Genomic DNA, 25,369 nt, shown 5'->3' with positions numbered 1-25,369 from the left:
AAAAAAGTAACCACAGCCTAAAACGTTCGATACGTTGGCTGCGGTTACTTTTTTTGAAACTAGATACAAACACATAAATAATTAAGATGGACGGTTACGGATGGCTGCTTGTGCCACCGCTAATCGAGCAGCTGGAATCCGGTAAGGAGAGCAGGAGACGTAGTCGATTCCAATGGCTTGAAAGAAAGGAATCGATTGAGGATCTCCACCGACTTCACCACAAATGCCGATCGTCATCGTTGGTTTGGTTCGACGTGCATTAGAAACAGCGAGTTTGATCAATTGACCAACGCCTTGTTGATCCAAATGTTGAAACGGATCGTGTGCCATGATCGCTTTTTCTTGGTAACGATTGATGAATTTTCCAATATCATCTCGAGAAAATCCATAGGTCATTTGAGTGAGATCATTTGTACCGAAACTGAAGAAATCAGCTTGTTCTGCTAATTGATCGGCAATCAAACAAGCACGAGGTAACTCGATCATCGTACCGATCTCGTAAGGAAATGGTACGATGTTTTGTGCGTTGAAAGTTGCTTCGATCGTTTCGATCAATAGCGTTTTGAGGTGGATCAACTCTTCTTTTTCAGCAATCAATGGAATCATGATTTCTGGAACAACTGGTATCCCTTCTTGTACTAGACGAATCGCACTTTGAATGATTGCTTTGACTTGCATTTGATAGATTTCAGGTGTAGTGATCCCTAAGCGACAACCACGATGACCTAACATCGGATTGGTTTCTTTCAAGTACTCGATCTTTGCTGTCAATTCATTGACTGATCGGTTCAGTTTGTCTGCTAAATTCGCAATCTCTGGAGTCTCATGGGGAAGAAACTCGTGCATCGGTGGGTCAAGTAGGCGAATGACCATTGGTTTATCTTGGATCGTTTGGAACATCTGATAAAAATCATTTTCTTGAAATGCGAGCAATTTTGTCAGAGCTGTTTCCATTTCTCGGTGATCTTCTGCTAAAATCAAGCGACGCATTTCTAAAATACGATCTTCTCCGAAAAACATATGCTCGGTCCTAGCTAATCCGATACCTGTAGCCCCAAAATCAAGAGCAGTGGTTAAATCAGTCAACGTTTCAGCATTGGCGCGCACTTCTAAGTCCGCATGTTCATCAGCCCAAGATAAAAATAAAGTAAGGTCTTGATTATTTTCAGCGACAACTGTAGGAAGTTCCCCTAAGTAAATCTCGCCTGTATTGCCATTAACGGAGAGAATATCGCCTTCTTTTAGCCGAATGTCATTTGTTGTTACAGTTTTTGCTTCTTCGTCGATCGTCAAGGTTTCCGTACCAGTCACGCAACAAGTGCCCATCCCACGAGCGACGACAGCGGCATGTGAAGTCATCCCGCCACGACTAGTGACGATGGCTTCACTAACGATCATTCCTTCAATATCTTCTGGAGAGGTTTCTTGGCGAACCAAGATGACTTTCTTTCCTTGTCCGTATCGTTCTTTTGCTTTTTCGGCTGTAAAGACGATCTCACCTGTAGCAGCACCAGGACTTGCAGGTAAGCCTTGAGCAAATGGTGTTGCTTGATCGAGAGCTTCAGGTTTGAAAATCGGATGGATCAACTGATCGATCATTTCTGCTTCCACTCGCATCAAAGCCTCTTCTTTTGAAAGAACGTTCTCGTCCACTAAGTCAGTCGCAATCTTTAAAGCAGCTTTAGCTGTTCGTTTGCCATTTCTCGTTTGTAAAATATATAGCTTTCCCTGTTCAACGGTAAATTCGATATCTTGCATATCTTTGTAATGAAGTTCTAGCATTTGTGCGTAGTGCAAGAAATCTTGGTAGACATTAGGTAGTCGCTCACTTAGCTCTTGGATCGGTTGGGGTGTACGGATGCCAGCAACAACGTCTTCTCCTTGTGCATCTAGCAAAAATTCACCAAAAAGCTTATTTTCACCTGTAGCGGGATTTCGGGTAAAGACGACACCTGTACCGCTTTCATTTCCGCTATTTCCAAAAACCATTTCTTGGACATTGACAGCCGTGCCTAAATGATGGGAGATACCATGTAACTCTCGATAAACGTTTGCCCGTGGATTGTTCCAAGAGTGGAAGACCGCTTGAATTGCTTCTTTTAGCTGATCCATAGGATGTTGCGGAAAAACTTTATTATGTTTGATAAATTGTTGTTTATAATTTTTGATTAAAGTTAATTGTTGTTGTTCGTTGAAATCATTAACCGTTTGATTGTTTTCTTTTTCTGCTTTTGTGAGTAGAAGATTGAATTTTTCTTTGTGGATACCGTAGACGACATCGCCAAACATTTGCAACAAACGGCGGTAGCAATCATAAGCAAACGCCAAACTAGTTTGCTCAGCCAGTGCATGGACACGTGAATCATTTAGACCTAGGTTGAGAATCGTATCCATCATACCAGGCATAGAAAAGACAGCCCCACTCCTTACAGAAACTAGCAATAAATCATCATCGTTCGCAAATGACTTGTTTGTTTTTACCTCTAGCCGTTCGATAGCTGTTTGAATCTCTGTTATCAATTGTTGATCAAAGAAAGCAACATCTTTAAGATAGCGCATACAACTTTCTGTAGTCAGGGTAAAACCAGAAGGAACAGGCAAACCTAAATGAGTCATTTCTGCTAAATTTGCACCTTTTCCACCTAATAATGCTTTATCTTTGCTTCTGCCTTCGTTAAAGTCATAGATCCATTTTACCATGTGATAAGCCTCCATTGATTTAATGTGAGTCATGTTTGATATAAATACATCTTAATATGACTCATATATATCTGTCAATCAGAAAAAACAACCACAAATTTATTGTGAAATCGGTTTATATATGTGTATAATAAGTAATGAGAACGAAGGAGGGAGGAAAAAGTATAGATGAAACTGAGCGAACGACAAAAAAAAGTCATCGAGATCGTCAAAGAGACGCAACCTGTCAGTGGAGAAAAAATCTCTGAACTCTTAGACGTTTCCAGAGCGACATTACGGTCAGATCTATCCTTCTTGACGATGGCAGGCATACTTGAAGCAACGCCTAAAATTGGCTATACCTATACAGGATCAGATTTAGAAACGCTTTTTTTCTTTAAAACATTCACAGTAAAAGTGGGTGAGATCATGGTTCCACCGTTGTTGATCGATTTGAATACCTCTATCCGTGATGCAATCACGACGTTATTTGTATATGACGTTGGGTCGATTTATGTGATCGATGGAGAAAAACAATTGGTTGGTGTGTTATCTCGAAAAGATTTGTTGAGGGCTTCCTTAAATACCGAAATCGACCATACGCCGGTCGCCCTTTGTATGACTCGAAGTCCACATCTCAAAACTTGTACAAAAAAAATGGACATATTAGAAGTAGCGACGATCCTTCAAGATTTTGAAGTTGACTCTCTACCAGTGGTGGATGAAGCAAATGAGCGAAAAGTAATTGGTAAGATCACTAAATCAAAAGTATTGAATTTTATCACTCAGCAAGCGAGAAATGCTGAACGAAATCGATAGGGGGAGTTTATCCATGCAAAATGAAGTCATTGTTTATTCTATCTCAGATTCACTAGGTGAAACGTCTCAAAAGTTATTATCCGCTGTGACAGTCCAATATCCTAACTTAGTGTTCAATAATAACTATAAATTTCCTTTTGTGAATCAGAAGGAAGAGCTATTGCCAATCTTAGCAGATGCCTTACGTGATAAGGCAATTGTGATCAGTACCCTCGTGAATCATGAACTGTCGGAAGTGGCAAAATCTTTTAGTCGGAAAACTGGATTACTCTATATTGACTTGATGCATCCTCTCTTTGAGATCATTCATGCGAAAACTGGGATGCAGCCGATTGAAGAACCAGGGGCTGTCCACAAATTGGATACAGAATATTTCAATCGGATCTCTGCTATCGAGTTTGCTGTAAAATATGATGACGGAAAAGATCCAAAAGGGTTTTTAGATTCAGATGTCGTGCTTCTCGGCGTTTCCCGAACGTCAAAAACACCTTTAAGTATGTATTTGGCAAATAAAGGCTACAAAGTGTCCAATCTGCCACTGATTCCTGAAGTACCATTACCAAAAGTATTAGAAGAAGTAGACAAGAATAAAATCGTTGGTTTGATCTGTCATCCAGAGAATTTAGTGAGAATCCGGAGCAATCGCTTAGATTCTTTAGGCTTACATCAGTCGTCAAGCTACAACAATTTAGAAACGATCCACAAAGAATTGGCATACTCCCAAGAGATTTTTGATCGCTATGGAAATTTTATCATTGATGTATCAGATAAATCGATTGAAGAAACTGCTTTTATCGTTGAACATCATTTGAAAAGTTTGAAGTGACTCGTAAGATAAAAAACGATCTGTGTAAAGGTGTGATGACTTTACGCAGATCGCTTTTTTGATTTATTGTTCTTTGATGAATGTATTGACTTGTAAAGAAAGTTCTTTAGTCGCTTTTTTGATTTCTTCTTTTGCTAGGATCGCTGAAACCACAGCAAAACCTTGGACGGGGAAAGTTTTGAATTCTGCAATCGTGTGTTCGTTGAGACCACCGATCAAAACAATAGGAATCGATACATGCTGAAGGATCTTTTTGAGTTCTCTTTTTGATACATTGATGGCGTCTGTTTTAGTAGCGGTTGGGAACATCGTCCCAACACCTAAATAATCTGCTCCAGCTTGTTGAGCGGAAATTGCTTGTTCGAGGGTTTGGACGGAAGCGCCGATGATTTTTTCAGGTCCAATCATTTTTCTCACCACAGCCACAGGTAGATCTGTTTGACCGACATGAACACCGTCTGCATCACAAGCTAACGCAATGTCTACTCGATCGTTGATGATCAATGGAACATTGTATGGTTTAGCTAATCGTTTCAATGCGATCGCTTCCTCATAAAATTCTCGTGAATTGGCTTTTTTTTCTCTCAACTGTAAGACGGTGATCCCTCCTTCAAGGGCTTGTTGCACTGCTTCTTGGAGTGTGTATTTTTTTAAAAGTGACTGGTCAGTCACTAGGTATAAGGAATAGTTGATGTCATTTTTCAAAGTAGTTTCCTCGCAGTAGTAATGTTTCCCGATCAATACGGCTGATTTCATCAATCAATGCGATCCGAAAACTTCCCGTTCCAGCCGTTTTTTCCAACGCAAGCTCTCCAGCAATCCCCATGGTAAGAACCGCTGTGGTTGCTGCATGGAAAAGATGTTCAGGAGAACTACCACAAAAGCTAGCAATCAATGAAGTGAGCATACAGCCAGTGCCAGTGATCCGACTCATTTCAGGACAACCATTGTGCACTAAGATTTTACGCCGCCCATCAGAAATCACATCTGTCGCACCGGTGATCACTACGATACATTTGCGAGCGGTTGCTAATTGATCGGCGATCTGTTGGGCTTCTTCAATGGAGCTTGCATCATCTGCCGAGGCATCGACACCTTTCGTTGTGCTTGCGATTCCTGCTAAAAAGCGGATTTCTGAAATATTGCCACGAATCACTGCACATTTCAAGTTTTCCATGATCGTTTTTGCGGTTTGATTACGAAACTGTGAAGCTCCAGCACCGACTGGATCAAAAATGATCGGGATACCTTTTCCATTGGCTGTTTGCCCAGCTAAAAGCATCGAAGCTACGGTACGTTCACTTAAAGTACCCATGTTTAGTACCAATGCCTGTGACATTGCTGTGATTTCTGCTACTTCTAACGCATCATCAGCCATGATCGGTGAACCACCGATCGCAAGTGTGACATTCGCACAATCGTTGACCGTTACATAGTTCGTGATATGGTGGACCAAAGGATTTTTCATACGGACCGTTTCTACAGCTGTTTTTAAAAATGTATTCATTGACTTTGTTCCTCCTTAAGACCATTGCGATAGAGTGAATAGAAATGATTGGTTGGGCCATGACCTTTGCCTAATTCTAGTGAATGTGCGATTGCAGTAGTGATATATTTTTTAGCCTTGGAAATTGCTTGGTCCAAGGATGCCCCTAAAGCAAGTTGTGAGGCAATCGCTGAAGAGAAGGTGCAACCAGTGCCATGGGTGTTTTTTGTGGCGATTCGTTCAGATGTATAGGAGTAAACATTTTCCCCATCATACAATAAATCAGTGGCTTCACCTGAGCGATGGCCGCCTTTGATCAAAACTGCAGAGTGACATCTTTCATAAATGGCTTTTGCTGCTTGTTCCATTTCTTTCAGTGAAGTAATCGAGCGATCTGCAATTTTTTCTGCTTCTGGAATATTGGGGGTGATCAAAGTAGCTAATGGTAAGACGTTTTTGATCAATGTGTCGATTGCTTCTGGCTCCATCAAAGCATCGCCATTTTTTGCATACATCACAGGATCTAGTACAATATTTTTAGGTTGCCATTCTTGTAGACTGCTTGCGACAGCTAGCATCGTATCTGCACATGACAACATACCGATTTTGACTGCATCAGGATAGATATCCTCGAAAACAGCTGTCATTTGTTCGGCGATGATCGTCGGTGAGATGTTTTGATACGAAATGACACGAGCGGTATTTTCAGCGACTACTGAGGTGATCACAGACATCCCATAAACACCATGAGCGGCAAATGTTTTTAAATCGGCTTGGATACCGGCGCCACCGCTACAGTCTGAGCCAGCAATACTTAGTACTTTTTTCATCAGGTTCCTCCTTAAAATAGAAAAAAAGACATTCTTCCAGTATAGAAGAATGCCTTGATTGTTTCGATTTCGCATCAACAAAAAGGACATTTGCTCCCTACGCTGGTATCAACCAACAGGTTCAAAGGGTCAGGTTTTACCTTCTCAACGCGATAACGTCCCCCTGCAAACAAAATCATATTTAGTTACGAACCAATGATATCTGAAAAAAGCAGAAGATTCAAGTTTTTGAGTATCTAGCAAAAATGCCTTGATGAGTAGTGAATGACAAGTGAGCTTATTTGTGATTACTGTCAAATTATTTCCAAATTCCAGAAATTTTATAAGTATATTTCCTTTTGCACACATGATAAAATGCAGAATGATGCATTTCCAAACGAAACATTCAGAGGTGAATACTATGGAAACATTCTTAACAAAATTATCACAGAAAAAAGTGGTGTTATTAGATTATTTATTGGAAAAAGATAACTGGTGCTCCATGGAAGAGCTGAAACAGCTATTACAGGTAACTGATAAAACAGTTCTCCATTATATCGAAGAATTAACAACTTTATTAGCTGAATATGGAGAAAATATCTTTCTTGAAAATGAGAATAACAAACAATTTTGGGTACATAAAAAGAAAGACTTCCCAATCTATACGATTTATCTATATTTTTACAAATCTTCTTATAACTACCAATTGATCGATTTTATGTATCGTCATCCTGAAGAGACTTTGGAAACCTTTGCGAACGCTCAATTCACTAGTATTTCGACGGTTTTTCGCTATGCTAAATTATTGGTTCCCTACTTTAAACGCTACCGCTTGAAATTCCAACCCTTTAAGTTGGAGTTGAATGCAGAAGAAAGAAACATTCGTAGTTTCTTTTATTATTTCTATTGGCATTCCACGAAAGAGAGTGAACGGGCTTGGCCATTCCAAACAGCGTTATCAACGATAGAAACTTACATTGATTCATTCGAAGCAATCTATCGAATTTCATTAAGTCCATTACAAAGACGAACTTTTTCTTATTGGCTGACCATCAATTTAGAGCGGAGTAAAACGAGAAAAATCAAAGTCGATCCTTCTTACCAAGTAGTCGTTGATGAGGATGCTAATTTCAGCTATTTAAATCAGTGGGTAGAACAAGTAAAGCTGGGACTGTCGTTAGATGAACGATACTTTCTTTATCAGACCATCTATTCGTTTGGGATCATTGATGGTCATAAAAAATATGAAAATAGCCATGCGGCTGTCCATAAGAAATTTTGTACGACCTCCTTTCGAGCCGTGCAAAATCTTGCGGATGCGTTGAATCAAACCTTTCAATTTAAACTAGATTTAGAAGATCCGGAATTGATTTTTAATTTTGTTGCTTTTCATGAACGGAGTTCTTTATTTTTTGGGAATACGGATCTTTTTTTCAATCGTTCATATATTAAGGAAATACAAGAAGAGAATTTGCGGGAATCAGTCGTAATGGAAGATTTATATAAAATCTTAAAAGAAACATCGGATAGTGACGTAAATGATCTTTTGGAAAATTGGGAACAAATATTTTTGTCCTATTATTTTGTCTTGGATTATTATGATTTATTTTTGAGCCATTTGGAGCCAATCAAAATCCTGATCCAAGACGATCTGCATCATACTCATCGTTTATGGTTAATGAATAAAATACAAACGTATTATGGAGATGCTTATGTTTTGGCTTTTTATGATTACCAAACTGAGCTATCAGAAGTTGATTTAGTTATCTCAAATTATTATTTAAAGACAAAGAACACACCTTTGCTATTGATGAAGAATATTCCTTCGGCTAGAAATTGGCGACAATTGGGAGAAATTCTTTTTAGAATTTCGCATAAAAAAGCTGGTTTGTAAATAATCAAACGAGCTTTTTTGGTGTTTTATGGAACAGTTATTTTCGGGTACTTTCATTTTTATGCTCAAATCAGACGTTTTTTTAAACTAGAAAAATCAAGGAGATCATGACAAAATAATCACTAGTTCGATTAGAATTATTATTATTTAGGAGGAGTTATAAGATGAGAAAGATAGTGATGACAGCAACTTTAGCGTTATTAACAGCAAGTGCATACGGAACAAGCGCATTTGCCGAAGAAGCAACAAACAAGACAAATGTAACACTGACAGCGGGAACTGGAACAAACGTCGAACCTGTTATTTCAGATGACACACACGATGATAATCCAAGTACAGGAAATACTGGAGCGTTGTCCATTCCTTTTGCATCGAACATTACATTTGGTAAACAAGAGATCCAACAAGGAGATGCAGATTACTATGCGCTAAATAGAAGTCCATACGTTCAAGTAAATGATACGCGTGGAGGAGCAAAAGGTTGGACTTTAGGTGTAAAAATATCGCCATTTGTAGGAGAAAACGGTGAGGAATTGAAAGGAGCACAAATGACACTTTCTGGTGGTGAAGTCATTACAAAAAATAATCAATCTGCTCCACCAACCGTCCCACAACAATCAATTGATTTAAATGGACAAACTCAAGAAGTCATGTTAGCAAAAGAGGGGCAAGGAGCAGGGGCGTTTGCTGTTGCATTTAAAGGAGAAGACAAAGCAAATAAAAATGTCAAACTACATGTACCTCGTGCGGGGGTGGAAGCACAAAGCTATACGGCAGATATCACTTGGGTGTTGAATGATGCGCCGATTTGATTTTATGAGAGAGCAGAGTCGATACTCTCCTCTCTTTTTTATTAGTATCATCTGCTTCTTTATTTTTTGCCTCACCACAAATGTTGATGCAGAGTCGAATAAAGTCTCTTTCGATGCGGAAGCTGTCTTACCTGAAAATCAGCAATCATATGCTAGCTACTATGACTTGGAAGTAAAACCTGGTGAAAAGCAAAACCTTATACTCAAGGTACGTAATACAAGTTCAAACCAAATAAAAGTGATAGTTGAGGCAAATAACGCTTTGACCAACAAGAATGGTGCTATCGATTATTCTAACCATGGAGAAAAACTTTTGGGAGGACCTTCGTTTGAAGACCTGATTTCGGAATCACAAACGGTCATGTTGGCGCCTGAGGAAGAAAAATCAGTGGTTTTCCATTTAGCAATTCCGAAACAAGGATTTGATGGCACGATCTTAGGAGGATTCTACTGTTACGAAGACACTGAAAACAAACATAAAAAAAATGAAGGATTTAGTTTGAGAAATAAGTTCGCATACACTTTAGGTGCTAAATTGACTTGTACTGACAAAGAAATCGAACCGAAATTTTCATTAGACGAGGTGACACCAGGTTTAGAAAACGGGTATTTGACTATTTTTGCGACTTTAGCAAATGCTGCACCAGTCATAAAAAGTCAACTAGACGTTCATGCAATCGTAACAAAAAAAGGGGAAGAAAAACCAATCAAGGAATTTCAAAAGAAAGTGTCTTTTACGCCGCGTACAAAATTTAAACTGCCACTAAGTTGGAACAATGAACCATTAAAAAAAGGAACCTATGAACTTGCTATGGATTTAAAAGATGGAGACGGAAAAAAATGGCATTTAAAGAAAATATTTGAAATCAAAGGAACAGACGAAAAACTGAATCATCAGGCGGTTAAAGTAAATGATAAAGATGAACCAAATCTACTTATGTATTGTTTATTCGGTTTTACTGTAGTGATCATTCTTAGTTTGATTTGGTATATAAACAAGTTGCGCCGTCAACTAAAATGATACTTACTAAGTGATTAATCAATAACAAACGACTTTTTTACGAAAGGAGTTTAATGATGAAAAAGATAATTTGGATCGGGTTAGTGGGGCTGTTGATTGGGGCAACAACCCCCGTGTCTGCGCTAGATGAAGGAACGAGTCAAGTCGGCATTCGGTTTGTTCAACCAGAAAATAAGACGATCCCAATGAAAAAAATAGAGGCGTCAACAGTTAATGAGGACCAAGAAAAAAATGTTCAATTAGTTTCTTATTTGCCAAAGACCAGTGAAAAAAATAGTTGGTTAATCCAGTTACTCGGCATAACAACTTTGATTAGTTACCTGTCGATCCTTTTGAAAAGGAGAGTCAAACATGAAAAATGATCTTAAGAAGCATATAGGATATTTAGTGGTTCTGATTTTTTGTTTGTTTATCTACCCAAGCAAAGTCCATGCTGGGGGGAGTATTACTAATTTGCCATACTTCCACTATGCAAATAGCATGAAGACACCAGCAGAAAGTACATTCAAGATGCACTATGGTAAGAACAGTTCTATCGAACAAGTGGAGGGGAACTTTTCTAGGGGTTGGTTGGATGTTAGCCGATCGAGTCCCAATGCAAGTGCATTGATAAAAAATGTTGGTTACTATAATGGAGCAGCAGTTAATGTAAGAATTGTCTTGAAAGTAACTGGAACGAATGATGGCGGTAAAATATCCATTAGTAATCCATCTAGTTTTCTGGACATCACGATTCGGGGTGAAATGGGTGTTACTTATTGTTTTGAAAATGCCCAAGGTGCTGAATTACCTGTTGAAACTACATTTACTTATAACGGCTTAAATGTAAACAAGAGTATTGGGTATAAAAATATTTTTGGATTGACCCAATATTTGATTGCAAATGATCCAACTGATATTACTTATGATACAGAAGAACTAGGGGAGAATAGTTGGACCTACTTAAAGAATAAAGAGCATCGTACGTGGCGACATCCTACCCAAGCTTTTCAACTGAGTACAAAAAAAGTATCTGAAATTGAAACGATCGTTCAAAATTTAGACAGTACCCCTTCTTCTCTAATGTATGAAACTGGCTTTCTTGCGACGCCCGAATTTTCTGGTATAACTGCTACTAACACAACCATTGATGATTCACAAAAAGAAGTTACTATACAAGGTGTCCAAACCGTACCGAGTGTTTTACAAAGTCAGAAAATGAAGAATTTGAAAGTGGATTTCTTGTTGGATAATAATCTGAAACATCCTCAATATAAAGTGAAAAATTTCAGAGTCGCAAAATTCAGCGGGGAAGATGTGTCTGATCTATTTGAAGGAAAGGCGTTGAATAGTAATGAGTTTCAAGTAGCTGCAAAAAATACTGGCAATAATAGATTGTATGATACCGTTTTAAACTATCAAATAGTACTAGAATGGGTCGGAAGCAAAGATAATCCAGTAGATAAAGACTCAATTGAGACTAATTACTTGAAGTTGCCATTTTCAGTTGCATCAACCGTCGATAGTGAGACAAAACCAAACAGTTCTGCCATTACATCTGTCAATTATCTTGGACAAGTAACAGTTGAATATTTGAAGCAAGAGACAGGAGAGACGCTACTACCGCCAGAAACTATTTCTGGTTTGATCACCGATCCCTATGATCTTTCAGAAAAGTATCCTGAAATCACTGGTTATTACCCCATCAAAGAGAATGAAAACAAGGGGATCTATACACCTGAGCCAAAAAAAGTTAGCCATTTCTATAAAGAGGGTAGCTTATTGAAGTTTTCTTTAGTCGACGCAGAAAATCCTTTGAGAGTATCTCATTTCAAAAAACAAAGAAAGTTGAAAATCCGTTTTTCTCACAATACCGATGAAACAATTCGTTTGGTAGCCCAATGCGGAGATGAGCGGCGAACACTAGGAGATCTTCCAAACGCTGAAAAAGAAGGCACTAGCGAATTGCAAGTTAATTTTTCTGATAGCTGGCTAGATAAAGACGTGGACTTTTACATGGAAAATGATAAAGGTGAGCGATCGAATATTGAAACGCGTCACTTGATTTTAGATAAGGGAGTGCAACTTTTCCTACCCGCCAATCTCACATTTGGCACGCAAGAAATACCAAGCTATGACAAATCAGTTGAAGCGATAAATCAAGAAGAAATCCAGATCAAAGATGAAAGTATGCTAGAGGAAGAAAAGTGGACAGTAAAAGTAAAGGAAGAAAAAAAGTTAACGAACAAAGAAAATAAATTATTTACGAACAACATAGAATTTTTAGTTGGAAAAGAGATAAAAAATATTAACCCAACAGATCAGGTGATTTGTGAAGGCAGCGGAAATACCAAACTATCAGATATAGGTAAACTTAGGATAATTATTTCTCCGACAGATTTTGTTGGAGAATATGAAGGAACGCTTATTTGGACCTTGGAACAAGCACCAAAATAATGATATTTACAAAAATTTTTTAATGGACAATCGTTTAAAAAAGAGGACAAAGAAAAGTTAAAGCAATTCTATCGAAGCTTAATCTAAAATAAATAAGCAATGAAGTCAGGAAATTGTGAATAGTTCCGGATTTCGTTGCTTATTTTTGTGGAAGTTTTTTTGAGGGCAAGATACCTGTTATCGATAGATGAGCAATCATTTGTTTTACTTTTCTGATCAAAATAAGCGATGAAGATAGAAAATATGATGTTATTAAAAATAAATATATGTGAATTTAATAACGTTGTTTAGTTTTTTTATAACTTTTAATAGAAAATATATAGCTGGAAATAAGCAATGAACTTAATTTAATTTGGAAAAAACGAGAACTTAAAGAAAAAAATAGAACATATTTAATTACTGGTTTACTAGTATTCTGAGGATTTGGTATGTAAAAATTCATACAATTTTAATTTTAAATTTGTTATAATTTACTTGAGATTAAGTTAACTTTCATTTTTATAAACCGCTAAAAATAGCTGATAGATAAAAAAATATAACAATTTCGGTATGTGATCGCAGGCTTTTATATTTTTATAATATTAATAATAAATTAAAAGCGAATGAAACATTACAACTAAATAGAAAGGTAGGAGATTAAATTTGTGATCGAATTTACTGTCATTATTTTTTTCAAAAAAGGGGGATTTTGTAAATTGGAAAATATTCGTTTTTTTATTGATCAGTATTGAGCAATTTGAAAATGCAAAGGTAATGTGATTTTTGACTTCATGTCAGAATGGAGGACCATCATGAAAAAGATAGTGTCTTATTTCATTGTTTTTCTGGTGTTTTTAGGTTTCAATCCAACTGTTTCTGCCGCAACTCCAGGAATCAATACAGAAGTGTCGTATTCTGCAAATGGCATTGATTATCATGACGTCGGGGAAGATTCAATGATTCCGTGGCGCTTTAATAATGTTCAAATCAGTCCTGGAAACCCTCCTGGGATATTTTCAACACAAGTGAAATTGTTATCTCAAAACCAACAAAGTGGCGTAGCGATGGTCATGGTTGATTTAAGTACGCTTGATAATACTGAGGCCGAAAGAAAAAATCCTAGTGAAATGGAATTAGAGGTTTTTCTTAATGGTAGTTCTTTAGGTAAATATCAAGTCGGCGAGCTATTCAGTCAGACGAATCCGTACCTAGATCCAAGTGTACGTATGATCGGTGTTCCATTTTCCATCGAAGGTGAAGTCGGTGATATAAATACACTTGAGATTCATGTTTCGCTACCTGTAGATGCATCAAATGCCTCGCGAGTAGCTGAAATTAGAGTAAATGCCTCATTTACACCAATTCAATCCTATACAGTGAGTTATGTAGATGGTGTGGAGAATGAAATTGTATTTGAGGATAAAACATTCAAACGTATTGAACCTGGAGCTGCTACACCAGGTTTTGGTGCAGAACCGATAAGAAAAGGTTATACATTTGTTGGATGGAGCCCGACTGTCAGCGAGACAGTAACTACCGATGCGGTCTATACAGCAATATGGGAACCAATTCCCACTTATCAGGTCAACTATACAGACGGGGTACCAGATGAAGAGATTTTTGCAGATCAAGTCTTTACCGATTTAGTCGTCGGTTCTGCGACACCCACATTTAGTGGGCAACCTACAAGAGCTGGGTATACATTTAAAGGATGGGATAAAGCAATATCTGATACAGTGACTGGTGATGTCACTTATACAGCCATTTGGGAACCTGTGATGCCACAAACTGTCATTTATCAAGTAATCTATACAGACGGTGTTGCAAATCAAACCATTTTTGAAAACCAAGTATTTTCAGAATTGTCTAAAGGCATAGCAACCCCTGTGTTTAGTGGAACACCATCAAGAGAAGGCTATAAATTCATCGGTTGGACGCCAACTGTCAACGAGTTTGTGGAAGGCGATATGACTTATACCGCACAATGGGAAAAATCACCGCAAATCATTGAACCGGTGACACCACCGATCCAACAACCAGAAGTAAACAAAGTGAGTGAAACAGTGAAAACGACTGAAACAACTAAAGCAATAACAAAAGTAATCAAGAAAGAACAAGTCGCGTATACTACACCCATAAAACAACCTAGAAAAGTGAGACATCTTCCAAAAACGGCGGAACAATCGATGTATTCGACTAGCTTGGTTGGCTTGGGTATGATCATAGTCTTCGTAGTAGGAATATACTGGTTGAAACATTCAAAATCATTAGCAAGCGATAAAACTGAAACATAATGCTCACGTAAAAAAATATAATAGAGGGAAGAATTAGTAAATAAAAAAGCATCAATCATAAAAAGACATTAAGTCAGATTTTTTTTGGAAACTCAAAAAAAGTCTGACTTAATTATTTTCTTCTACGTAGCTATACTGAAAGCGTAAACAAAAAAAGGGGTGATAGCTTATGACAAATTGGCTGAACATTGCGGGGAAAACGATTATTGTAACCGGAGGATCTTCTGGTATCGGGAAAAGTATCGTCGAAAGTCTATTGGAACAACATGTCAATGTAGCAAATTTTGATATTAGAGATTCGACACTTAAACATCAACGATTATTATTCGTAAAAACCGATATAACATCGCGACAAGAAGTAGAAGCTGGAGTTGTAAAAGTAAAGGATCACTTTGGTACGATAGATGGTTTGGTCAACAATGCAGGCATCAACATTCCGCGCTTATTAGTGGATAAGCAGCAAGCGCATGGAAAATATGAATTATCCGATGAAGTATTTGACAAAATCATTGCAATCAATCAAAAAGGGTTGTATTTAATGACTCAAGCAGTAAGTAGAATCTTAGTTGCTAAAGGAGAAGGTGTGATCATCAATATGTCTTCTGAGTCAGGACTTGAAGGGTCAGAAGGGCAAAGTGCTTATGCGGCAACGAAAGCCGCTGTCAACAGCTTTACTCGATCTTGGGCAAAAGAGTTAGGAAAATCAAATGTTCGGGTAATAGGAATTGCCCCAGGGATCATGGAGGAAACCGGACTACGCACACTTTCTTATGAAGAAGCCTTGGCATATACTCGTGGCATCACGATTGAAGAGCTTAGAGCCGGTTATGCCAAAACGAGCACGATCCCGTTAGGTCGAAGCGGGAAATTAAAAGAAGTCGCTGACTTAGTTAGTTATTATCTATCGGATCGTTCGAGTTATATCACTGGAGTAACCACCAATGTGGCCGGAGGAAAAACTAGAGGATAAAAAGTGGGGGAAGTAAATGACGGTAGTGAACAGATGGTATCAAATTCTGCAATTACTGGTTACCCACAAAGAAATGACGATCGGCAGTTTGAAACAACAGCTGATTACGAGTACGCAAACAGTGAAAACCAGCATTGAATCTTTAAACGAAGAATTGATTGGAATTGCAGAAATCGTTCAACATAAGAATGATTTTCATATCGAAATTGAAGATTTTGAAAAATTTGATTTGATAATGAACGGCAGTTTGAAACGGAAGAGCGATTTTAATTCTTGCAGTAAAAGAGTTTTCTTTATGGTCAAGAAGCTGATCGAGCAAAAAGATTTTGTGCTGATCGATGATCTGTCAGAGGCATTAGGGGTCAGCCGAAGTACCGTCGTCAAAGACCTAAAAGTGATGAAAAAACTGATTTCCTCTTTTAATGTCGAAGTGATCGGAACGCCGAATCGTGGACTGCGTATGTGTGGAAAAGAACTGGATCTACGACTGTTACACCTTCATTATGTACAAGAATATTTTGCCGAACGTCCATTATCAGAACGCACACAAGACTTCGTAGAACACTTAGTTCAAAAATTTAATTTACCTAAAAATCAAGGTCTGCTCTTGAAAAGAACGATTTCTATTACAATGAAACGACTCCTTAAAGGAAATATTCTGGTAGATTTGCCAAATGAGTATATGGACCTTATGACGAGTCATCCTGCTTTTGTCGAATTGGTCCATCATTTGGAATATGAATATAGCATCACACTAAGCCAAACAGAACAAGCTTTTCTCAGTTTTCCACTAAATCTAAGTGCTATTGCTGGCATGGATAAGTCTGCTATTGATGAGCAAAAAATCGAACAGTTATTTCAACAAATGATAGAGACAATTCATCAAAATTTACTAGTAGAATTTGATGAAACCTTCTTAGTTCATGAAATAAAAGAACACTTCATTTACATGCTCAATCGTTTGATTTTTCGAATAGAGCTTCAAGATTTATTTTATGGTGAAATCGAATCCCAATACCCTCTAGCCTATGAACTGGCAAAAATTGGTCTACAGCAGATTGGGGAGCAGTTACAACGAGTGGTTCCGACTGTTGAAATCAGCTATATTGCCTTTTATTTTGAACTTGCATTGAGGAAACAAACCAGTAACAACGAACACAAAGAAATAGCAATCGTCTGTAATACCGGAAAAGGAACTGCTTTGATTATTCGTCGTCAATTGGAACGGGTTTTGGGTCCTCAAATACACTTGGTCCATTTTTCTGAGGAGGAGTATCAGAAGGAGAACTTAGACAAATATTTTGCTGTTTTTACAACCATTCCTCTGAAAAACGTAAATAAACAAACGCCGATCATTCGATTGACCAATCTATTCAACGAAACTTGGTTGCAAGAAGAGTGGCGTAAAGCAGAAAAGCTGAGAGCCACAAATGTTCATCACTTAAAACTAGAGTTTGAAATTTTAGATGAGAAGAAAACCTACAAAAAAAATCTTGATCATATGCTTGAATCTCTTGAGAGCAAAGGCTTAGTCGATCAGGAATTTATGGAGCATTTGTTTAAGAGAGAAAAGTTGAGGAGTACGATTTTTGAATATGGAATTGCTTTTCCTCATGCCATCAATAAAAAATCGGCTGAGATTATTTTATCAGTGGGTATCTTTAGGAAAGGGATCTCCACGATCAACGGACAAGTGCAAGTCGTCTTGTTGTTAGCCATTCCACAAGATCTAACGATGAAAAAAGAAAAAGAATTGCTAAAACTGTATGATCAGCTTTTTGCTGTTATTGGCGATCCTGATTTCAGAAGTGAATTATGTCGTTTGGATGACTTAGTTGGGTTACAAAATTGGATGACACGAAAGGGGGTCATAACATGAATTTTATATATATATTCGGCGCATTTGCACTTGTTGCTTACGGACTGCAAGTAATATTTGGAATGAAACAAATCAAGCACTTTAATCAAATCTATCTAGAAATGCGCAAAAAAGGGAAGGTGGCTATCGGTCGTCGATCTGGAAAAATCAAAGCAGGAACGATCGTCATGTTTGCTGTCGATCAAAAAGGAATTATTATTGATGCGCGAAAGATGCAGGGCGTGACTGTTCTAGCAAAATTTCGTCTATTGCCACAATATATCGGAACAGATATCCACTACATCGACAACTATCATCCCTTGGTGCGAACAGAAAATAAATTGGTGCAACAAGCAATGGCAAATGCCAGAGAAATCTATTTGCGGGTAGAATTAGGCAATTATCAAGAAGAAACGCTACCTTCCCCGCTTACGATGCTTGGTATTCAATTCAGTTTATGGAAAAAACAATACCTATCAAGAAAAAGGAGTGTTGAATAATGGAATATATCACAAAATTTGCGGAAGGCTTCATCGGTTTATTTGAAACGGGTGCGGAAACTTTTATATCTTGGATGACTGGTATCGTCCCTGTAGTGTTGATCCTAATGGTAGCAATGAATACACTGATTGCTTTCTTAGGTGAAGAACGAGTGACTAAAGTTGCCAAACTATCAACGAAGAATCCCGTCACAAGATATTTGATCTTACCTTTTTTATCTGCCTTTATGTTGGGAAATCCGATGTCTTTTACAATGGCTCGCTTTTTGCCTGAATATTACAAGCCAAGCTATTATGCTTCTCAAGCACAATTTTGTCATACGAGCAATGGCGTCTTTCCCCACATCAATCCGGGTGAATTATTTGTTTGGTTAGGAATCGCCCAAGGAATCACAACCTTAGGATTGAATTCAATGGAGTTAGCTGTGCGTTATATGTTTGTCGGAATCCTTATGAATTTTATTGGTGGTTGGGTAACAGACTTTACAACCGCATATGTTTGTAAACAACAAGGAGTCACCTTGAGTAAAACAGTAGAAACAGCGACAGAATAAGGAGGAAGTGAAAAAATGAGCTATCACAGTATTCGAGTTGTAAGAGGAACTGGTGGATTCGGAGGCCCATTAGTGATCACACCAACAGAAGAAAAACACAAATTCATTTATATTACTGGCGGAGGAGAAAAACCAGTAATCGTCGATAAAATTTCTGAATTGACAGGAATGGAAGCAGTCAATGGCTTTAAAACTTCTATCCCAGATAATGAAATCGCTTTAGCAATCGTTGATTGTGGAGGGACATTGCGTTGTGGGATCTATCCAAAAAAAGGAATACCTACGATCAATGTGGTGCCAACAGGAAAAAGTGGACCATTAGCACAATATATTACAGAAGACATCTATGTATCGGCAGTAGGGGTCAATCAAATCACGCTAACGACTGATGAAAGCACAGCCGGTCAATCTGGCAACACAGAAAATAAGGGTGCACCGGCACGTAAATATACGTACGATACAAGCAAAAAAATTACTGAACAAAAAGCTGAACAGCAGAATTTTATTGCCAAAATCGGTATGGGTGCGGGAAAAGTAGTGGCAACTTTTAATCAGTCCGCCCGCGAAGGTGTGCAAACGATGATCAATACGGTCATTCCGTTCATGGCATTTGTTTCCTTGTTGATCGGGATCATACAAGGATCTGGTATCGGTAATTTCTTTGCCAATATCATGGCACCTTTAGCAGGGAATATTTGGGGATTGATGATTATCGGTTTTATCTGTTCCTTACCTTTTCTTTCTCCATTATTAGGACCCGGGGCAGTCATCAGCCAAGTTATTGGGACACTGATCGGGGTGGAGATCGGAAAAGGCAATATTCCGCCACAGCTCGCTTTACCAGCGTTATTTGCAATCAATACTCAAAATGCTTGTGATTTCATACCTGTCGGGTTAGGCTTAGAAGAAGCAGAGGCTGAAACAGTAGAGGTTGGCGTACCTTCCGTTTTATATTCACGCTTTCTAAACGGTGTACCGAGAGTGTTAGTCGCATGGATAGCAAGCTTTGGCATGTATAGTTGAATCTAGGAGGAAAAAAATGTCAGTTTATTCAACAAAAGTAACATCGATCGGTGCAGAAGCTGCGCTATTCAAAGAAGAGAAGATCGTGATACTATTTGGAAAAGATGCACCAGATATGCTATCAGCCTATTGTTACAATATTGAACTTCAGCCAATCCACGGAGAGATCAAAGTAGGTCAACAGCTGTTCGTCGGTGAGACAAGCTATCGCATCACGTCTGTCGGAAGTTTGGTCAATGATAATCTAAAAGAGCTTGGACATATCACAATCAAATTTGATGGAGCGGTCACACCTGAACTTCCAGGTACTTTATATGTTGAAGGAAAAGAAATCGTAGAGATTGGTATCAAGACTAAAATCAGTATTCAGTAAAATACAGATCAACATATCTGTTGAAAGGGTGAATAAAATGGAATTTATGTTAGATACGATCAATATTGAGAAAATTCGTTATTATCAATCGATCCTCCCCTTATCTGGAGTAACGTCGAATCCTTCAATCATCAAAAAAGAAGGGAAAATTGATTTGTTTACTCATCTGAAAGAAATCAAGCAATTGATCGGAAAAGCAAGTTTACATGTTCAAGTAGTTGGGGATACAACAGAGGAGATCTTAGCTGAGGCGCAATTAATCATTGATCAACTTGGTAAGGATATCTTCATTAAAGTACCAGTGAATGAACCAGGATTGGCCGCCATCAAACAACTGAAAGCCAAAGGAGTAAACATCACTGCTACCGCTATCTACTCCGAAATGCAAGGATATTTGGCAATAGCCGCAGGTGCCGATTATTTAGCCCCGTATTATAACCGTATGGAAAATCTGAACATTGATGCTGTTGCTATTATCAAAGCTCTAGCAATGGAAATCGAGCGAACACGATCTCAGAGCAAGATCTTAGCTGCTAGTTTTAAAAATGTTGCACAAGTCAATCATGCTTGTCGTCAAGGGGCGCACAGTATTACTGCGTCACCAGATATTTTTGCACAAGTATTCGGTATGCCTTCCATTCATAAGGCAGTGACAGATTTTAAGAAAGATTGGGAAGAGACATTCGGTGTCAAAGATGTGAAAGCATTAGGAGAATCAGGGGCGATAAGTCCTACTAAATAAAAAAGAATAAAGAGTCATGGAATGGTTGATCGATCCGTTCTGTGGCTCTTTTTAAATAACGTTATATTTCTGTTTTTAGACCTATTCCAACAGTCGACATATAGTTTAAGCAACTGTGGCGAGCTAATGTCATATGTCCGGATACACATTGTATATATCGTATAAAATACAACTTTTTTTAAAATTCGATAAACGATCCTATCTACTTTTTCAACTGGATGTTTACTTAAAAAATGAGCGGTTCATTCATTCATTGGGACAAGAATGATTATATTCTTTAATATACCGATTTGAATAAGTGTAAGAGGAAATAAGCACTTTATTGCGTCTTAGTGGTTAGACCTTTATAACTGACAACTAGTCTTTCTAAGTGATATAATTTATATAAATAGTAGATTAAAAATAACCATTTGTATATTTTATGGCATGCTTTAATTAATGAAGGAGGCAGTTGATGAGGATCATAATTGTTGGAGGAAACCATGCGGGAATTGCCGCAGCACTTCGTATTCGTGAGGAATATCCAGATGATGAAGTAATCGTATTCGAAAAAAAAGATGAAATAACATTTGTCTCCCAAACAATTCCATTGTTTTTGATGGGGCATCAAGATATCCACTCTCAAGCAAATTATGCAACACCGCATGAAATTATTGCTCAAGGAGTGGATTTACGTATTCAAAAAGAAGTAACCAATATTGATGCAAAAAAGAAAACGCTGAATTTTAGAAATGTTTTAAGTCAACATGAGCACGAAATATCTTATGACCGATTGATTATGGCTGCGGGTTCGTATCCTAACCTTCCTCCAACTGGCGGAAAATTGAATGAGACACTTTTTCTTTTAAAAGAGCGCAAAGATGCAGAAGCAATTGAGAAATTCATATCAGAAGCCCATCATGCGGTAGTGATCGGAGCTGGACTGGTCGGCGTAGAGATTGCCCGTATCTTAGCGCAACGAAAAATGAAAGTCACTTTGATCCAGTCAAATGCAAGAATCCTTGATAAATATTTAGATGAGAATGCCGCAATCGAAGTAGAGAAGCAACTAGAAGAAGAAGGTATCCAACTATTACTTGGTACTCGAGTGACGAGCTATCATACAATTGATAAAAAAATCTGGAGCCGTCCTAAAATCGAAGTTGAAACTTCTTCTGATTTGAAAATCCGTGCAGATGGCGTCTTTGTTTCCGTTGGCTTCCGACCAAATTCGTTCCTATTAGCTGGACAAGTCGAGACTGGTGATCGTGGAGCAATCGTCGTTGATAAGTATATGTATACAACTGATGATTCGATTTTAGCAGTAGGCGATTGCTCTACCACTTACATGGATTTGACTAAGGAAAATATTTACAATCCTCATGCTTCCGATGCGTTTCGTCAAGGGCTGATTGCTGCTGTCAATATCCACGAGAAAAAGCAGGAAGTAGCAATGACCACAGGAACTTATAAATTCAATATGGATGGGTTCACGATTGCGAATACTGGGATTACACTGAATCAAGCAAGAAAATTCGGATACGATGCAGAAGAAGTACACTATCAGAATCGTTATCTAGAGCGTGGCGGACAGTTTGTGCATGAATCGATTGTCAAATACTCACCAATTGAAAAAGGCAGAAAGAATCATTATTCAAGTATTTATCTAGTTTATGAGAAGAAAACAAAAAAAATCTTGGGACTACAAGTTCTTGGAACAGTTGATATTTCTCAGTATGTCAATATCATCAGTTTAGCAATCCAAAAGAACGTAACTGTGCCAGAAATCGAATTTACGGATTTCTTTTTTGAACATGGCTACAAGAATCCTCTAGGTTTTACAAAAATATTAGCTTCTTTAGTTAGGGAGAAAGAAAGAGAGAGTGGTCGTGATGGCAAAGAAGAAAGATCAAATGAAATTAAATAAACCTGATAAAGAGATGTCAAAAAAACAAAAGCGAATGATTGAAGCTGGCGCATTGTTGACAGTAGGTGCTGGTGCATTTATCGGTGGCGTCACGATCCCGAATCTGTCTGCATCTGCAGACAGTTCATCGTTGTCCGAAAAACGACTTGTTGAAGATGAGACGATCCAAGATATCGAACATACTTCTGTTGATGAACTGAATCAATCTTTACAAAAAGGACAAAGCAGTAGTGTGAAGACGAACACTGGTTTTGTAGCAAAGTTGATGGATCAACTGCCAAGTAAAGAAAAACTTTCTTCTATGTATGAAGGAGAAGGAATCAAAGTCAGTGATAGCCATACGGCATACGACATCCAACAAATTTTAGGAATCAAAGATGCAGATGTTTATTACCAGACTTCTACTTTATCTACAAGTGATGCGCAAGTAATGAAAATGTCAAGTTATCGACAATTGATCCAGGCAAATCCCAATGTAAAGGTAACTTCACAAGAAAATTATAAAACAGTCTCTCCTCATTTGTATGAATCGAAAGAAAAGGCTTATGAAGATTCTGCAAACTGGAAAGATTCAAAAGTAGTTGCAAGTACGAGAGAAAAATCCTTAAGTTTCTCATCTAAAACAAAACCTGAAAGCACTAACTTTACTGCAGATGATGGCGCATTATTAGGAAACATGAAAATCGATACAGGCTTTTCTTTGAACGTGAAAGCAGAAAATGGTCAAGCAAAATTAACAGATGAAATCAAAAGCGATTTTGAAGATGCTATGGAGAAGAATTTTTCGATCACTTATGAAGGAAGTACTTATTATGCAGTTTATCATGATGAGTCTATTTCTACCGATCATGGTAAAAATCAAGCAGATGGTTACTTCACGTTCTCTTCATCGACACATGGCTTACCTTTAGAGATCAACGGCCATTACTTGGTCTCTCCGGTTCAGTTCGGTAGTACAGTCGACAGCTTGAAATCGTCTTTATCCTTGCACGGTGTACGGAGTTTTGAAAACACAGATTCTTGGTTAAATACAGATGAGTCAAATATCAATGTAAAAGTAAGTTTCGTTGATCAATTAGCGGATGAAAATACAACTTACTATGAAATCCAAGCAAAAGATCAAGTGATTGAGTCATTGAAATATGAATATGTGACTGTTAGTTTAGACGAACAAGAAGCAACTGATTCAACTACTGTTTATGCAGATGAAATGTCGATGCCAACATATAGTGGTTCTCAGTCAGGTATCAGTCCTGGAGGCGCTGTTGATGGAAATCTAGCCGAAGATGCAGCTGGCTTAGCAGGATGGAATCAGACAGCAACATTTTCTGGTGGTGGATATGGCGGTCACACGATTACAGCTAATTCGGCAGTAACGGTGAAATCTGGACAAGTTTCTCAAGCAAACTTTTCTTCAGTCATAAGTACGGTCAATATAACAGTAGACGGTACTTCATATAATCAGTTTGTTGCTCAACCAATCATGGTCAACGGGGTTCAGTATGCTGGTTATTTAACTGGTGCAAACGGAAGCGGTAGTGATTTTACAATCGTTGTGAAAGATACAAACTTTAATATTTACCAAATCGGTGGAGAGTTTGCTTATATTTCTTCTTCAATGACGGATATGGCATCACCAGATGCAACAACACCGGATACAACCAACCCACAAGTTACCCCAGGAACAACAACACCGGAAGTCGATCCAGGAACTGGAGGCGGAGAAACTACTGATCCTGGTACAGGTACGCCGGAAGTCGACCCAGGAACAGGTGGAGAAACAGATCCAGGCACCGGTACGCCGGAAGTCGACCCAGGAACCGGTGGAGAAACAGATCCAGGCACCGGTACGCCGGAAGTCGACCCAGGAACCGGTGGAGGAGAAACCGATCCTGGTACCGGCACGCCAGAGGTAGACCCAGGAACCGGAGACGAAACAGATCCAGGAACAGGTACCCCAGAGGTCGATCCAGGTACAGGAGGTGGCGAAACCGATCCAGGAACAGGTACGCCAGAAGTCGACCCAGGCACGGGAGGCGGCGAAACAGATTCCGGCACCGGCACTCCAGAGGTAGATCCAGGTACAGGTGGCGGCGAAACAGATCCAGGAACAGGCACCCCAGAAGTCGACCCAGGCACAGGTGGCGGAGAAACAGATCCCGGCACCGGCACCCCAGAAGTCGATCCAGGTACAGGTGGCGGTGAAACTGATCCAGGCACTGGCACTCCAGAAGTAGATCCCGGCACAGGTGGCGGCGAAACCGATCCCGGCACTGGAACGCCAGAAGTAGATCCCGGCACAGGTGGAGGAGAGACCGATCCCGGAACAGGTACCCCAGAAGTTGACCCAGGCACAGGTGGGGGAGAAACAGATCCCGGCACCGGCAC

At 38.7% G+C, this 25,369-nt stretch carries 20 protein-coding genes, 1 pseudogene and 1 riboswitch; of the genes and pseudogenes, 17 read left to right on the top strand and 4 right to left on the bottom strand.

Annotated elements, in window-relative coordinates; all coding sequences use genetic code 11:
* Nucleotides 1-81 precede the first annotated feature (81 nt).
* Entirely contained in the window at nt 82-2,700 is a 2,619-nt protein-coding gene (gene ppdK / locus CUS89_RS10995) for a pyruvate, phosphate dikinase (protein ID WP_104872169.1), read from the bottom strand.
* Nucleotides 2,701-2,868: 168 nt separating this feature from the next.
* Between ppdK and CUS89_RS10990 the strand changes: the two genes are divergently transcribed.
* Both CUS89_RS10990 and CUS89_RS10985 read left to right on the top strand, forming a co-directional pair.
* On the top strand, nt 2,869-3,498 hold the full coding sequence (locus CUS89_RS10990; protein ID WP_104872168.1) for a CBS domain-containing protein: 630 nt from the start codon (nt 2,869-2,871) through the stop codon (nt 3,496-3,498).
* 13 nt (nt 3,499-3,511) lie between these two features.
* Nucleotides 3,512-4,324 (top strand): pyruvate, water dikinase regulatory protein, encoded by an 813-nt coding sequence (locus CUS89_RS10985; RefSeq protein WP_104872167.1) that lies wholly within the window; start codon nt 3,512-3,514, stop codon nt 4,322-4,324.
* A 63-nt stretch (nt 4,325-4,387) separates the two neighbouring features.
* Here the strand turns inward: CUS89_RS10985 and thiE are convergent, their stop codons facing one another.
* Genes thiE through thiD form a run of 3 tightly spaced genes read right to left on the bottom strand, consistent with a single transcriptional unit; the run spans nt 4,388 to nt 6,640 of the window.
* Nucleotides 4,388-5,029, bottom strand: a complete 642-nt coding sequence (thiE, locus tag CUS89_RS10980) for a thiamine phosphate synthase (protein WP_104872166.1) — start codon at nt 5,027-5,029, stop codon at nt 4,388-4,390.
* Nucleotides 5,019-5,831, bottom strand: coding sequence for a hydroxyethylthiazole kinase (gene thiM / locus CUS89_RS10975; RefSeq protein WP_104872165.1), 813 nt, complete (start codon nt 5,829-5,831; stop codon nt 5,019-5,021). The genes thiE and thiM overlap by 11 nt, the downstream gene beginning before the upstream one ends.
* Complete coding sequence (thiD, locus tag CUS89_RS10970; RefSeq protein WP_104872164.1) at nt 5,828-6,640, bottom strand: bifunctional hydroxymethylpyrimidine kinase/phosphomethylpyrimidine kinase; 813 nt, start codon at nt 6,638-6,640, stop codon at nt 5,828-5,830. The genes thiM and thiD overlap by 4 nt, the downstream gene beginning before the upstream one ends.
* 77 nt (nt 6,641-6,717) lie before the next feature.
* Nucleotides 6,718-6,815, bottom strand: a riboswitch (TPP riboswitch).
* A gap of 225 nt (nt 6,816-7,040) precedes the next feature.
* Between thiD and CUS89_RS10965 the strand changes: the two genes are divergently transcribed.
* From CUS89_RS10965 to CUS89_RS16230, 15 genes and pseudogenes are all read left to right on the top strand, one after another.
* Nucleotides 7,041-8,513 carry a helix-turn-helix domain-containing protein gene (locus tag CUS89_RS10965; protein WP_104872163.1) on the top strand — a complete coding sequence of 491 codons (1,473 nt, stop codon included), beginning with the start codon at nt 7,041-7,043 and terminating at the stop codon, nt 8,511-8,513.
* A 164-nt stretch (nt 8,514-8,677) separates the two neighbouring features.
* On the top strand, nt 8,678-9,325 hold the full coding sequence (locus tag CUS89_RS10960; RefSeq protein ID WP_104872162.1) for a WxL domain-containing protein: 648 nt from the start codon (nt 8,678-8,680) through the stop codon (nt 9,323-9,325).
* On the top strand, nt 9,312-10,346 hold the full coding sequence (locus tag CUS89_RS10955) for a DUF916 and DUF3324 domain-containing protein (RefSeq protein WP_104872161.1): 1,035 nt from the start codon (nt 9,312-9,314) through the stop codon (nt 10,344-10,346). The genes CUS89_RS10960 and CUS89_RS10955 overlap by 14 nt, the downstream gene beginning before the upstream one ends.
* A 56-nt stretch (nt 10,347-10,402) precedes the next feature.
* On the top strand, nt 10,403-10,708 hold the full coding sequence (locus tag CUS89_RS10950) for an LPXTG cell wall anchor domain-containing protein (protein ID WP_181055355.1): 306 nt from the start codon (nt 10,403-10,405) through the stop codon (nt 10,706-10,708).
* Nucleotides 10,698-12,782 carry a MucBP domain-containing protein gene (locus tag CUS89_RS10945; protein ID WP_104872159.1) on the top strand — a complete coding sequence of 695 codons (2,085 nt, stop codon included), beginning with the start codon at nt 10,698-10,700 and terminating at the stop codon, nt 12,780-12,782. Before CUS89_RS10950 ends, CUS89_RS10945 begins: the two co-directional genes overlap by 11 nt.
* A gap of 791 nt (nt 12,783-13,573) precedes the next feature.
* The gene (locus CUS89_RS10940; RefSeq protein ID WP_104872158.1) at nt 13,574-15,055 is read left to right on the top strand and encodes an InlB B-repeat-containing protein; all 1,482 of its coding nucleotides are present in this window, start codon (nt 13,574-13,576) and stop codon (nt 15,053-15,055) included.
* A 169-nt stretch (nt 15,056-15,224) separates the two neighbouring features.
* Nucleotides 15,225-16,025 carry an SDR family oxidoreductase gene (locus CUS89_RS10935; protein WP_104872157.1) on the top strand — a complete coding sequence of 267 codons (801 nt, stop codon included), beginning with the start codon at nt 15,225-15,227 and terminating at the stop codon, nt 16,023-16,025.
* Nucleotides 16,026-16,041: 16 nt separating this feature from the next.
* Nucleotides 16,042-17,904, top strand: a complete 1,863-nt coding sequence (locus tag CUS89_RS10930) for a BglG family transcription antiterminator (RefSeq protein WP_104872156.1) — start codon at nt 16,042-16,044, stop codon at nt 17,902-17,904.
* A complete protein-coding gene (locus CUS89_RS10925) occupies nt 17,901-18,383 on the top strand; it encodes a transcriptional regulator GutM (protein WP_104872155.1) in 483 nt (160 codons plus the stop codon). The genes CUS89_RS10930 and CUS89_RS10925 overlap by 4 nt, the downstream gene beginning before the upstream one ends.
* Nucleotides 18,383-18,937, top strand: a complete 555-nt coding sequence (srlA, locus tag CUS89_RS10920) for a PTS glucitol/sorbitol transporter subunit IIC (protein WP_019723990.1) — start codon at nt 18,383-18,385, stop codon at nt 18,935-18,937. Before CUS89_RS10925 ends, srlA begins: the two co-directional genes overlap by 1 nt.
* A gap of 15 nt (nt 18,938-18,952) precedes the next feature.
* On the top strand, nt 18,953-19,960 hold the full coding sequence (gene srlE, locus CUS89_RS10915) for a PTS glucitol/sorbitol transporter subunit IIB (RefSeq protein ID WP_104872154.1): 1,008 nt from the start codon (nt 18,953-18,955) through the stop codon (nt 19,958-19,960).
* 16 nt (nt 19,961-19,976) lie between these two features.
* On the top strand, nt 19,977-20,333 hold the full coding sequence (locus tag CUS89_RS10910) for a PTS glucitol/sorbitol transporter subunit IIA (RefSeq protein WP_104872153.1): 357 nt from the start codon (nt 19,977-19,979) through the stop codon (nt 20,331-20,333).
* Between the two features lie 37 nt (nt 20,334-20,370).
* Nucleotides 20,371-21,075 (top strand): fructose-6-phosphate aldolase, encoded by a 705-nt coding sequence (locus CUS89_RS10905; RefSeq protein ID WP_104872152.1) that lies wholly within the window; start codon nt 20,371-20,373, stop codon nt 21,073-21,075.
* A gap of 454 nt (nt 21,076-21,529) precedes the next feature.
* Nucleotides 21,530-22,981, top strand: a complete 1,452-nt coding sequence (locus CUS89_RS10900) for an FAD-dependent oxidoreductase (protein ID WP_104872151.1) — start codon at nt 21,530-21,532, stop codon at nt 22,979-22,981.
* Nucleotides 22,947-25,369 (top strand): annotated as a pseudogene (locus CUS89_RS16230) (DUF4573 domain-containing protein); the annotation flags it as partial. The gene CUS89_RS10900 and the pseudogene CUS89_RS16230, both read left to right, overlap by 35 nt.

The sequence above is a fragment of the Enterococcus mundtii genome, from assembly GCF_002947535.1.
Classification (GTDB): Bacteria; Bacillota; Bacilli; order Lactobacillales; family Enterococcaceae; genus Enterococcus_B; species Enterococcus_B mundtii_B.
This window is presented reverse-complemented; position numbering and strand designations above follow the sequence as displayed.